10 protein-coding genes are annotated in these 11393 nt (G+C 43.7%); 9 read left to right on the forward strand and 1 reads right to left on the reverse strand.

The genetic code is table 11. The features are described 5' to 3' along the window. Position 1: 1 nt before the first annotated feature. The gene (locus VSA01S_RS13815) at positions 2 to 1219 is read right to left on the reverse strand and encodes a 3-phenylpropionate MFS transporter (protein ID WP_050567265.1); all 1218 of its coding nucleotides are present in this window, start codon (positions 1217 to 1219) and stop codon (positions 2 to 4) included. 390 nt (positions 1220 to 1609) lie between these two features. Between VSA01S_RS13815 and acs the strand changes: the two genes are divergently transcribed. The 9 genes from acs to fis all read left to right on the forward strand — a co-directional run bounded on the left by acs (position 1610) and on the right by fis (position 10769). Next, positions 1610 to 3562: an acetate--CoA ligase gene (gene acs / locus VSA01S_RS13820; RefSeq protein ID WP_039979416.1), complete on the forward strand. Its 1953-nt coding sequence runs from the start codon at positions 1610 to 1612 to the stop codon at positions 3560 to 3562. A gap of 298 nt (positions 3563 to 3860) precedes the next feature. Beyond that, complete coding sequence (gene aroQ / locus VSA01S_RS13825; protein ID WP_039979415.1) at positions 3861 to 4310, forward strand: type II 3-dehydroquinate dehydratase; 450 nt, start codon at positions 3861 to 3863, stop codon at positions 4308 to 4310. Positions 4311 to 4369: 59 nt separating this feature from the next. Next, positions 4370 to 4828: an acetyl-CoA carboxylase biotin carboxyl carrier protein gene (accB, locus tag VSA01S_RS13830; protein WP_039979414.1), complete on the forward strand. Its 459-nt coding sequence runs from the start codon at positions 4370 to 4372 to the stop codon at positions 4826 to 4828. A 14-nt stretch (positions 4829 to 4842) separates the two neighbouring features. Next, positions 4843 to 6186, forward strand: coding sequence for an acetyl-CoA carboxylase biotin carboxylase subunit (gene accC, locus VSA01S_RS13835; RefSeq protein WP_039979413.1), 1344 nt, complete (start codon positions 4843 to 4845; stop codon positions 6184 to 6186). Positions 6187 to 6523: 337 nt separating this feature from the next. After that, positions 6524 to 6805 (forward strand): YhdT family protein, encoded by a 282-nt coding sequence (locus VSA01S_RS13840; protein ID WP_039979412.1) that lies wholly within the window; start codon positions 6524 to 6526, stop codon positions 6803 to 6805. Further along, complete coding sequence (gene panF / locus VSA01S_RS13845; protein WP_039979411.1) at positions 6795 to 8249, forward strand: sodium/pantothenate symporter; 1455 nt, start codon at positions 6795 to 6797, stop codon at positions 8247 to 8249. Before VSA01S_RS13840 ends, panF begins: the two co-directional genes overlap by 11 nt. Positions 8250 to 8454: 205 nt before the next feature. Beyond that, entirely contained in the window at positions 8455 to 9342 is an 888-nt protein-coding gene (gene prmA / locus VSA01S_RS13850; protein WP_039979410.1) for a 50S ribosomal protein L11 methyltransferase, read from the forward strand. Between the two features lie 138 nt (positions 9343 to 9480). Further along, positions 9481 to 10449 carry a tRNA dihydrouridine synthase DusB gene (dusB, locus tag VSA01S_RS13855; protein WP_039979456.1) on the forward strand — a complete coding sequence of 323 codons (969 nt, stop codon included), beginning with the start codon at positions 9481 to 9483 and terminating at the stop codon, positions 10447 to 10449. Positions 10450 to 10472: 23 nt separating this feature from the next. Continuing rightward, positions 10473 to 10769: a DNA-binding transcriptional regulator Fis gene (gene fis / locus VSA01S_RS13860; protein WP_000462885.1), complete on the forward strand. Its 297-nt coding sequence runs from the start codon at positions 10473 to 10475 to the stop codon at positions 10767 to 10769. Positions 10770 to 11393: the final 624 nt, after the last annotated feature.

An 11393-nucleotide genomic window follows, 5' to 3' on the forward strand; every position in this document is an offset into this window, starting at 1 on the left:
GTTAGTCTTTTATGCCGGTCACAGAAGTAGGGTTATCTGCTCCCTGAGAAGGTTTAGATAAATCAATAATAGAGTCACCCTTCCTCTGTGGTTCTAACTTAATCATTAACGCTAAAGCGCCCATCGCTGCCATCAACCAGAAAACGTTCCCTCCCCATACCTCATACAGTCGGCCACTTAGAATCGTCATCAAAGCAATAAAACCACCCAATGGAATGGCGTTATAAAGAGCTTGTAACACAACCACTTTGTTTTCCGCTGCGTGCTGGATATATTGAATTGCCGCGATATGTGCAACAGCAAAGGTAATACCATGAAGGAGTTGTACCAACACTAAGACCCACATTGCGGTACTCATGGCCGTCATCCCCCAACGCAATATCACACCAAACGCAGCCATAATAAATAAGCTTCGTATGGACCAACCAGCAAATAGACGTTTGCTCAAGGCAAAAATAGCGATTTCAGCAGCAACACCTAAACTCCAAAGATAGCCAATCATTTCTGCGGAAATGCCCGATGCTTGCCAGTAAATCGCACTAAAACCATAGTAAGCTGCGTGGCTACCTTGAATCAGGGCTACTAAGCATAAAAACTTGACGGTCGCACGATCACTTAATAGCACCGATAATCTCGGTCGTTCTTGAGAGTACTGACTTTTAGTCATCGGCATAGGGTTAACGTAGCGCATAGCTAACACAAACGAGATGAAAAGTCCGAATATAGCGGTATACAAAATCACGTCAGATCCATACGCCGTGATTAGATAACCAACAGCAGTAGAGCCCAAAATAAAGGCAATCGAACCCCATAGTCGTGTTTGACCATAATCCAGCATCTTCAAGCGTGCGTAGTAATTCACCACGGCATCAGACACAGGCACAATCGGGCCACAACAACTGTTAAACAAGATGGTGACCAAAGCCATAAGCCAAAAGTTACTGCCAACTAGAAAATGGCAACCGACAAAAAGTAACGCCAATAAACTTAAGTAACGTAGGGCTGGTAATAAGTTTTCAACTCTATGTAACCTTGGTGTAAGAGTCAAATTAGCGACGCAACGAGTTGCCAAGCCAAGACCGACGAGAAGGCCTATGTCTGCAGGTGAAATACCCTGCTTCTCAAACCATAGAGACCAAAATGGCAGGTAAACGCCATAAGCAAAAAAGAACCCAATAAAGTACTGAGAAACCCAAGCATAGGGTGAAGGTGTTAACATCAAAGACATCCTAACATTGCTAAACAAGCCCTACACATTGTGGGCAATTAATTATGACGGTTTTATTAGGTACAAAAAGAGAAGTGTTGGCAACATATTGTTTCCCCAATGGAAATATCAAGCGACTTGAGACAGATCCAACAATACGCAATATGATTGAGATAGACACTTCTTAGATATCTTGCCTTGTTGAAATTGAATACATTTAGACCCAAATCCCATAATTACCTTTATATCAACTGATTTCCCGTACACACATCACTCTCATCCTAAAGTCTAATTGTATAACTCCGTACAGTAACGGACAGTGGGTAATACTGCATCATAAAATTATTCCTGTGATTTAAATGATCACTTGAAAAAAGCGTACAAGGCACAAGGAGAGAAGCCATGAGCGAAGCTCACGTTTATCCGGTAAAAGAGAATATTAAAAGTCATACCCATGCGGATAATGATACGTATCTGAATATGTATCAGCAATCAGTTAGCGAGCCTGAAAAATTTTGGGGTGAACATGGAAAAATCGTTGATTGGATTAAACCATTCACTCAAGTCAAAAATGCGTCTTTCGACACCGGTCATGTTGACATTCGATGGTTTGAAGATGGCACACTTAATGTCTCAGCCAACTGTATTGACCGCCACCTTGCAGAACGTGGAGATGACGTGGCCATTATATGGGAAGGTGATGACCCACAAGATGACAAGACACTGACCTTTAAGCAGCTTCACCAAGAGGTATGTAAATTTTCAAATGCACTTAAAGAGCAAGGCGTTGCTAAAGGTGATGTTGTTTGCCTCTACATGCCGATGGTACCTGAAGCCGCCATCGCCATGCTCGCTTGTACTCGTATTGGTGCGGTTCATACTGTCGTCTTTGGTGGTTTCTCACCAGAAGCCTTATCTGGCCGCATTATCGACTCAGATGCAAAAGTGGTAATTACCGCAGACGAAGGTGTAAGAGGCGGCCGCGCTGTACCATTAAAGAAAAATGTCGATGAAGCACTGACTAACCCTGAAGTAAACACCATCAAAAAAGTTATCGTGCTAAAACGCACTGGCGGTGACATCGATTGGCATGAGCACCGTGATGTCTGGTGGCACGAAGCAACGGCAGTGGTTTCGGATGTGTGTCCACCAGAAGAAATGAAAGCAGAAGATCCTCTGTTTATTCTTTATACTTCTGGCTCAACAGGTAAACCAAAAGGCGTCTTACATACGACTGGTGGCTATCTCGTTTACGCAACCATGACCTTTAAATATGTCTTCGACTATCAACCGGGAGAAACTTTCTGGTGTACGGCGGATGTCGGTTGGATAACGGGCCATACCTACCTTATTTACGGACCTCTCGCCAATGGTGCGAAAACAGTTCTGTTCGAAGGCGTGCCGAATTATCCAAGTACTGCCCGTATGAGTGAAGTGGTCGACAAACATCAGGTGAATATCCTTTACACCGCCCCCACTGCGATCCGAGCACTGATGGCCAAAGGCAACGAAGCCGTCGCTGGAACGACACGCTCAAGCCTACGTATAATGGGTTCAGTCGGTGAACCGATTAACCCTGAAGCTTGGGAATGGTATTACAAGACCATTGGTAATGAAAAATCCCCGATTGTGGATACTTGGTGGCAAACTGAAACGGGTGGCATCCTAATTGCTCCTTTACCAGGTGCAACCGATCTAAAACCAGGTTCAGCAACTCGACCATTCTTTGGTATTCAGCCCGCCTTAGTCGATAACTTAGGAAATATTATTGAAGAGACCGCCGCAGAGGGGAATTTAGTTATTCTTGATTCTTGGCCGGGCCAAATGCGTACCGTTTACGGTGACCATGAGCGCTTTGAGCAGACTTATTTTTCAACATTTAAAGGTATGTACTTTACCAGTGATGGCGCACGTCGTGACCAAGATGGGTACTACTGGATAACAGGCCGAGTCGATGATGTTCTCAATGTATCAGGTCATAGAATGGGCACAGCAGAAATAGAGTCTGCGTTGGTTGCACATAATAAAATTGCAGAAGCGGCGATTGTGGGTATTCCTCATGATATCAAAGGCCAAGCCATTTATGCCTACGTCACCCTAAATGATGGAGAATTCCCATCGGCTGAACTGCACAAAGATGTTAAAGACTGGGTCCGCAAAGAAATTGGCCCTATCGCCACACCGGATGTGTTGCACTGGACCGATTCATTACCAAAGACTCGCTCAGGAAAGATCATGCGTCGTATTCTGCGTAAAATTGCCACAGGTGATACCAGTAATCTCGGTGATACCTCAACACTTGCTGATCCAAGCGTGGTTGAAAAGCTGATTGCAGAAAAAGCAGAGCTCGCCTAGTAATTCACTTGATAAACGCTTAGTTTTGAGCCGCCTATACATGGGCGGCTTATTTTTTAGTCGTCAAATTTCGGCAACCAACTTCTAGAACATCCTCTCATTTTTGTTCACTTCGTTGCACAAACACGACAACAATCAGGGTGATTAGACCAGTAATTTGCTGCTAATTGCTGTGAATTAGCTATAATCTTGGTCTATTTTTTAGAATTTGTGCGGTTTCCACAGAAAAACCGTTGCGAATTATCGTATATTTGGGAATATTAACGCTCCACTCACGATATAGGAAGATAGCAACACAATGTCTGCAAAGTCACGGATTCTTGTCCTAAATGGACCAAACCTTAACCTATTAGGTCTACGCGAGCCAACACATTACGGTAACCGTACCCTAGCACAGATTGTTGCGACTTTAACTGAGCAAGCTCACAGCTCGGGATTCGAACTAGAGCATCTTCAGTCAAATCGAGAGTACCAATTAATCGAAGCCATTCATGCCGCTCATGGCAAAGTGGACTTTATTATCATCAACCCAGCAGCTTTTACTCACACAAGTGTCGCGCTGCGTGATGCATTACTTGGTGTCGCTATCCCATTTATAGAAGTACACCTATCGAACGTTCATGCACGTGAGCCATTTCGTCATCACTCTTATCTGTCTGATAAAGCAGAAGGAGTGATCTGTGGCTTAGGCGCACAAGGCTATGAGTTCGCTCTGTCTGCAGCTATAGCAAAATTGCAGATAAAATAGGCCACATGCTCTGCAGCCTGTAGGGTTGTCTTAATCACAAGATAAAAGAGAAAGAAAAGATGGATATTCGTAAAATCAAAAAACTGATCGAATTAGTTGAAGAGTCTGGCATTGCTGAACTCGAAATCTCTGAAGGCGAAGAATCGGTACGTATCAGTCGTAACGCTCCGGCTACAGCAGCACCTATTCAATATGCAGCAGCTCCTGTTGCAGCGCCTGCACCAGTAGCACCTACTGCGTCTCCAGCAACAGAGGCCCCAGCGGCTACACCAGCAACACCAGCTGGTCATCAGGTTCTTTCTCCAATGGTGGGAACGTTCTATCGCTCTCCAAGCCCAGATGCAAAAGCTTTCGTTGAAGTAGGCCAAAGCGTAACAGCTGGCGATACTCTATGCATTGTTGAAGCAATGAAAATGATGAACCAGATTGAAGCTGACAAATCAGGTGTTGTCACAGCAATCCTAGTTGAAGACGGCCAACCAGTTGAATTCGACCAACCACTCGTTGTAATCGAATAAGCGGGGCTCGCCTTATGCTAGATAAAGTAGTCATCGCGAACCGAGGTGAAATTGCACTTCGTATTCTTCGCGCTTGTAAAGAGTTAGGTATCAAAACAGTCGCTGTACACTCAACAGCGGACCGCGATCTAAAACACGTCCTTCTTGCTGATGAAACCGTCTGTATCGGTCCAGCGCGTGGCATCGACAGTTACCTAAATATTCCTCGCATCATTTCTGCTGCCGAAGTAACAGGAGCTATTGCGATTCACCCAGGCTACGGTTTCCTCTCTGAAAATGCAGACTTTGCAGAGCAAGTAGAACGTAGCGGCTTCATTTTCGTTGGTCCCAAAGCAGAGACCATCCGTATGATGGGTGACAAAGTTTCAGCCATCAATGCGATGAAAAAAGCGGGCGTTCCTTGTGTACCAGGTTCTGACGGTCCACTCGACGACGATGAAACCAAAAACAAAGCTCATGCTAAACGTATTGGCTATCCAGTAATCATAAAAGCATCTGGCGGCGGCGGCGGTCGTGGTATGCGTGTAGTCCGTTCAGAAGCAGATCTTATTCAAGCGATTGCAATGACTCGTGCAGAAGCAAAAGCGGCCTTCAATAATGACGTCGTTTACATGGAAAAGTTCCTAGAAAACCCTCGTCACGTTGAAGTCCAAATCATTGCAGATGGTCAAGGTGGTGCGATTCATCTTGGTGAGCGTGATTGCTCGATGCAACGTCGTCATCAAAAAGTTGTAGAAGAGGCACCTGCCCCAGGTATCACTGAAGAAATGCGTAAATACATCGGTGAACGTTGTACTCGTGCGTGTATCGAGATTGGTTACCGCGGTGCTGGTACATTTGAATTCTTGTACGAAAACGGGGAATTCTACTTCATTGAAATGAATACACGAATTCAGGTTGAGCATCCAGTAACAGAGATGGTCACAGGTGTAGACCTAATCAAAGAGCAGCTTCGTGTTGCAGCAGGTCAACCACTGTCTTTTACCCAAGATGACATTAAGATCCGTGGTCATGCGATTGAATGCCGTATCAATGCTGAAGATCCTGAGCGCTTCTTGCCTTCCCCTGGTAAAATTGAGCGTTTCCATCCACCAGGTGGAATGGGTGTTCGTTGGGAATCTCACATTTACACAGGTTACACGGTTCCTCCACACTACGACTCAATGATCGGCAAGCTGATCACATTTGGCGAAAATCGTGACGTTGCAATTTCACGCATGAAAAATGCACTCAGCGAAATGATTATTGAAGGTATTAAAACCAATATTACTCTTCAAGAGTCGATCATGAATGATGAGAACTTCCAACACGGTGGTGCAAACATTCACTATCTAGAGAAGAAGCTAGGCCTTCAATAAGCACTCATTTTTTCTTGTTCAAAATGGGCTGCAACTTGCAGCCCATTTTATTTTTTTTTAATACCCACCTAATCGAGATTTCTCCTGCTCAAAACACAAATCAAAAACCGCATCCATCATCCTTAAAAATAGGCTTTCACTTCTAGTACTGGACGCTTAGTTTTGCCAAAATAGTGAGCTTTTCTTAATACATAAACGAATAAAAACGAATACATATACCGACAAAAAAATCAATATCAGCCTTGTGAATGGAGAAGCATTAACATCACATAACGAACACGATTTGGGTATAACGCAACATTGAACGTTAATCACTCGATACAATTGGACTCAATCAATGAAAACTCTATCAGAGCGCTATCATCAAGCACATAAAGAGGCCAAATGGTCATGCGCTTTAGCACTCGCTTACTTTGTTTGGTGGTATTTATCCGCCTACGTCATCGCACCAGAACCAAACTCATCAGAAGCACCAGAACTCTACTTTGGATTTCCTCTATGGTTTTTACTTGCCTGTATTTTAGGCCCACTTATTTTCAGCCTCTTATGTGCCCTGATGGTGCGCTACCTTTTTCAAGATATGCCTCTCGATATTACGGAGGATGATAATGAACACTGAGCTACTGCTCCCTCTAGCCCTCTATCTTTTTGCAGTGTTTGCATTGGCTTTGTACTCGAGACGTCATAAAAAAAAGAGCAACGATTTTTTAACTGAACATTTAATCGGTAATCGCAGTATGGGAGGCTTCGTGCTTGCCATGACACTCGCAGCAACTTATGCCAGTGCCAGTTCATTTATTGGTGGACCAGGAGCCGCCTATCAAATGGGATTGGGTTGGGTATTACTTGCGATGATACAATTACCTGCAGCTTGGTTAACCCTCGGTGTACTCGGCAAAAAATTTGCTATTGAGGCAAGACGACATAACGCGATCACCCTTAACGATATGCTCTATGCTCGTTACCAAAACCGTGCCGTGGTGATCTTCGCTTCATTAGCGTTATTATTGGCTTTCTTCGCCACCATGGTCGTGCAATTTATTGGTGGAGCAAGGTTATTACAAACAGTGACTGGACTTTCATACACTCAAGGTCTGATGATTTTCTCACTGACTGTTGGTTTATATACCACTATTGGTGGCTTCAGAGCCGTAGTAATGACCGACACATTACAAGGGATCATGATGATCATTGGCACTGTCGCTTTACTATATGGGATCGTTCAAGCAGGTGGAAGTGTCGGTGAATTGATCCAAGGACTACATACCATTGATCCAGCGCTTATTTCACCTTACGGACCAAACCAGTTTCTCAACCAACCTATGATGTTGAGTTTTTGGATATTAGTCTGTTTTGGGGTCATTGGTCTCCCTCATGCAGCCGTGAGGTGTATCTCTTACCAATCCAGTGCATCATTACATCGTGGTATGGTGATCAGTACGATCATGGTTGCCTTCCTTATGTTTGGCATGCACCTCGCAGGGGCGTTAGGTCGTGCCATCGTGCCAGACATAGCAAGCCCGGACCAAATTATGCCAACACTTATGATAACCGTACTATCTCCTATCGTTGCAGGTCTCTTTTTAGCAGGCCCAATGGCAGCGATCATGTCAACGATTGATTCACAGCTCATTCAAGCATCCGCGACACTACTCAAGGATTTATATATTAACTACCTTAATCCTAAAATGACTGCAGAAACGAATGCCAACCGAAAGCTGTCGAAGCTTTCGATATGGATTTCCGTGATATTTTCTATTCTCGTCTTTTTTGCTGCATTGAATCCTCCTGAAATGATCATCTGGCTCAACCTAGTCGCATTAGGTGGAATGCAAGCGGTATTTTTATGGCCACTTATTATGGGGCTCTATTGGAGAAAAGCCTCCGCGATTGGGGCTTTAGCTTCTATGAGTGTTGGACTGACCTGCTACCTTTGTTTGGTTTGGTTTAAACCCAACCTTGGCGGTATACACGCAATTGTACCGACTATGATTATTGGCTTAATTACATTTTTACTCGGCAGTTATTACAAACCTAACGAAAGACCAATAAAAGCCATCTAGTGCTTTAGTTCTCATTATTTCGTATGCCCTCCTTTGCATGATCCAAGGTGTTCTTTAAGACGAGCACCTTGAACATAACGCATTTTTATAATCTTTCTGCGCTTACTTAGTCGTTTAAAAATCAACCAATATACTTCAACAGATCTACAAGAACTGTTAGAATCGGCCTCCTTAACCATAGCTAACCAAAAAAGCGAATAAATACATGCCTTGGATTCAAATCAAACTTAACGCGACCAATGAGAACGCTGAACAAATCGGCGACATGCTAATGGAAGAGACAGGTGCGTTATCTGTGACATTTCTAGATGCACAAGACACTCCAGTATTCGAACCTCTCCCTGGTGAAACTCGTTTGTGGGGCGATACTGATATTCTGGCACTGTATGATGCTGAAGCGGATACTGACTTTATTGTTAGTCAAATTAAAGCAAGCCAACTTCTCGCGAGTGACTTTGCCTACAAAGTTGAACAGCTCGAAGATAAAGACTGGGAACGTGAATGGATGGAGAACTTCCACCCAATGAAATTTGGCGAACGTCTATGGATTTGCCCAAGTTGGCGTGAAGTACCCGATCCACAAGCAGTCAATGTTATGCTTGACCCTGGCCTTGCTTTTGGCACAGGTACTCACCCAACAACAGCATTATGTCTTGAATGGCTAGAGAGCCTTGACCTATCAGGAAAGACGGTTATCGACTTTGGCTGTGGTTCTGGCATTCTCGCCATTGCTGCCATCAAACTAGGGGCACAACAGGTGATCGGGGTTGATATCGATCCACAAGCTCTACAAGCTTCTTTGGATAACGCACAGCGCAATGGCGTCGCAGATAAATTAGAAGTCTATCTTCCTCAGAATCAGCCTCAAGGCCTAGTGGCAGACGTCGTCGTTGCCAATATCCTTGCTGGCCCATTAAGAGAGCTCGCTCCTGTCATTAAAAGCTTAGTGAAACCTGGTGGTGAGTTAGCGATGTCAGGCGTATTAGATACTCAAGCCGAAGACGTAGCGAACTACTATCGTGATGATCTTGATATCGACCCAATTATCGAACAAAACGAGTGGTGTCGTATCTCTGGCAAGAAGCAAAAATGATTACGATTTTAAAATTTAATTGACTGAATTTTATGCAATTTCACAAACAATTTGTAAATGCTCAAATATTAGTCTTTTCACACAGTGAAAAAATGCGTAAAATGCGCGCCCTTGCTGGAACAGAACTGTGATGACGTTTTGAAAATCGGAAACTATCAACTTAAAAACAATCTAATCGTAGCCCCAATGGCTGGTGTAACGGATAGACCGTTTCGCGAGTTGTGTCTTCGTTATGGTGCCGGTATGGCAGTCAGTGAAATGATGTCTGCCAACCCGAAACTGTGGGGAACGTCAAAATCGAAACAACGCATGGTACATGAAGGTGAATCGGGCATTCGCTCTGTACAAATTGCAGGTGCCGATCCACAGCTTATGGCTGATGCAGCTCAGTTTAGTGTTGAAAACGGTGCACAAATCATCGATATCAACATGGGTTGCCCAGCAAAGAAAGTGAATAAAAAGCTTGCCGGTTCTGCCTTACTTCAATATCCAGACATTATCGAACAGATTTTGACTGCGGTAGTAAAAGCAGTAGACGTACCTGTGACGTTAAAAACCCGGACAGGTTGGGATACAGACAACAAAAACTGTGTCCAAATCGCTAAATTAGCCGAAAGCTGCGGCATACAAGCTCTTGCTCTCCACGGCAGAACAAAAGCGTGTATGTACAAAGGTGAGGCCGAATACGACAGCATTAAAGCAGTGAAACAAGCTATATCCATTCCGGTTATCGCAAACGGTGATATCGATAGCCCGGAAAAAGCAAAGTTTGTACTGGAGTACACCGGTGCTGATGCTTTAATGATTGGACGCCCTGCCCAAGGCCGTCCTTGGATTTTTCAGGAAATCCATCACTATTTGGAAAACGGCACCACAATGGGTGAACTTCCTAGTGAGGAAGTGAAAGCCATTATGCTTGGTCATGTTAATGCTCTACATGACTTCTATGGTGAGTTCTTAGGCCCGCGAATCGCGCGTAAGCACGTAGGCTGGTACCTAAAAGAACATGAGCAAGCAAGTGAGTTTCGCCGTACCTTCAACGCTATCGACGCAGCAGAATTGCAACTTGAGGCGTTAGAAGGTTATTTTGATAACGTTGCATCATAATTAAGAGAAGAGCTAGACCGAATATGTTCGAACAAAATCTGACTTCAGAAGCATTAACAGTAACTACAGTAACGTCACAAGACCAGATTACGCAAAAACCTTTACGTGACTCTGTTAAAGCGTCTCTTAAAAACTACCTAGCCCAATTAAACGGTCAGGAAGTAACAGAACTATATGAATTAGTTCTAGCTGAAGTTGAACAACCACTACTAGATACCATTATGCAATACACTCGCGGCAACCAAACTCGCGCAGCAACAATGATGGGTATCAACCGCGGTACTCTTCGCAAAAAGCTTAAAAAATACGGCATGAACTAATAGATTTATAACGTATCTTTGTAAAAAGGGGTGAGTCGGCAATGACTCACCCCTTTTTATTACTTTGCTCTTAAAATCATGACCTCAATTCTGCATCAAGCACATTGCATTAAACTAGATAAAAAGTATCGTCAGTCAAGGAGAAAAATGACGCCTAGACTCGCCACAAAGGACTGAGAGCGCCATGATATCAAGAAAGTATAAGACCATTGTATGATCATCCTTAGCCCTTAAAAAGGCATACAGCTCGTATTTTAATCTCTCTAAAAAAGACCGACATTAAATGTCAAAAGGCAAAGCAATATATACTCAGAGGTTTGGTATCGTACCATCTAATAACAGTGACTTTAATGCGCACTTTTATAATTCAATCTACGGAAATAAAAGAAAGACCGTCGTCTCTGTATGAACAATTAGAGGCTTCGATAACACTCAAAATCTAGCCGATTGCAACTCTACACAATTCGACTTTAAAAGCTAGGCGAGTTCAAACCCTCGAGTCATGCTATTCACACGAATAAGCTAGGGTATGTCAGAAGGGATAACAACATGCTAGGTTATGCCCTTTAGATGCAAAAAAGCCCACTCATCAGAGTGGGCTTTTTTAAATTAAAAGCCTGGCGA

This window comes from Vibrio sagamiensis NBRC 104589, assembly GCF_007990935.1.
GTDB classification, from domain to species: Bacteria; Pseudomonadota; Gammaproteobacteria; order Enterobacterales; family Vibrionaceae; genus Vibrio; species Vibrio sagamiensis.